The sequence below is a fragment of the Variovorax sp. P4_D9 genome, assembly GCF_056401695.1.
The window spans coordinates 1-1560 of the sequence record NZ_JBFUIU010001372.1 but is presented as its reverse complement, the minus strand read 5'-3'; the positions used below and the strand labels follow the sequence as shown (position 1 = coordinate 1560).

At 61.3% G+C, this 1560-nt stretch carries 1 protein-coding gene; it reads left to right on the top strand.

From position 1 onward, the window contains the following. Positions 1–245: 245 nt before the first annotated feature. Positions 246–1277 (top strand): IS110 family RNA-guided transposase, encoded by a 1032-nt coding sequence (locus tag AC1DY5_RS55080; RefSeq protein WP_478122606.1) that lies wholly within the window; start codon positions 246–248, stop codon positions 1275–1277. Positions 1278–1560 lie beyond the last annotated feature (283 nt).

Sequence of the window (1560 nt, the reverse complement as noted above, 5' to 3'; positions counted from 1 at the left end):
GGAGATGCTATGGATGCCTCCCTCCCGAAGGGGAATCAGAAGACTGGGGGTGGTGAGATGACGTCGAAGGCGGCGAGAGCAGTCGTTGGTCGCAGAGATCGAAGCTCGGCACGAGCGGGTGGACCCTCTGCTGGATACGGCATCAAAGTGCCCAAGGCGTGATAGACCAAGGTCTTCACAAACACCGCAGAGGGTCCGTCATGAATCGTAATACAGGCATGAATGCAGGACAAATCATCGGCACCATGAGTGGTCGGCAGGTCGTCGGGCTGGACATTGCCAAGCAAGTCTTTCAGCTGCACACGGTGGACATGGGCACGGGCGAGATCAGCAACGTGCAGCTCAAGCGCGCCAAGGTCATGGAACACTTTGCCCGTCGCCAGCCCTGCCTGATCGCCATGGAAGCCTGCGGCAGCGCCCACCACTGGGCGCGCGAATTGACGGCACTGGGTCACAGCGTGCGTTTGCTGCACGCCAAGATCGTTCGCCCCTTCGTCTCGGGCAACAAGACCGACGCCACCGATGCTCGCGCGATCTGGCTGGCCGTGCAACAGCCTGGCGTGAAATTCGTGGGCATCAAGACCGCGGCCCAGCAAGCCACGCTCACGCTGCATCGCCAGCGCGAACTTCTGATGAAGATGCGCACCATGCAAACCAACGCCCTGCGTGGGCTGCTGTATGAATTCGGCGCCACCTTCGCCAAGGGCCGCAAAGCCCTGTTCAAGGAAGTCGAGCAGGCTCTGGAAGAACTCTCGCCACAGTTGCCCCAGATGGTCAGGGACAGCCTGCACGAGCAAGTCGCGCGCATCAAGGCGCTGAGCCCGGACATCCAGACGATAGAGAAGCGCCTCGAGCTGCAACTCAAGACCGATGCGAACATGCAGCGCATTGCGCAGATTCCGGGCGTCGGCCTGCTCACGGCGACGGCGGCCATTGCGACCATGGGCGAGGCCAGCGCCTTCAAGTCAGGGCGAGAGTTCTGCGCCTGGCTGGGCTTAGTGCCCTCGCAAACCGGCACGGGGGGCAAAGTGCGCCTCGGCGGCATCTCCAAACGGGGGGACACGTACACGCGCACCTTGCTCATTCACGGTGCCAGAAGTGTGCTGACGCACGCCAAGGAGCCTGGGGCGTGGCTCGAAGGGCTCAAGAGCCGCAGGCCCGCCAACGTGGTGATTGTGGCGCAGGCGGCCAAGATGGCCCGAACGATCTGGGCCGTGACGGCCAGGCAGCAGGATTACCAACAGGGCTTTCAAAGCCTCAGGCCGCAAGCGGCCTGAGGTGAAGAAAGCCAAATGATCGACCACCAACGTTAGAAAGGATATGGATCAGTCTTCGCAAGGGTAGTGAGGCAGCAAAGAGTGAAGTGATGTGAAACAGGTCAGACCGGGACGAGCTAAACCTGCATGTGGTCTCGGACATAGAAAGTCCGCCATAGGAGATGAGGCGCTTGTCAGCGGATATGCATGGGGGCCAGCGGGGCGAGTCGGGGAAACCAGGCGAGCCGCGCAATCAAGGCCGGATATAAGGACGCAGCCGACTTCTTCGCAGCACAACACAAAT

Coding starts and splice junctions, on each gene's coding strand:
- AC1DY5_RS55080 (WP_478122606.1), top strand. CDS start 246: ATGAGTGGTCGGCAGGTCGTCGGGCTGGACATTGCCAAGCAAGTCTTT.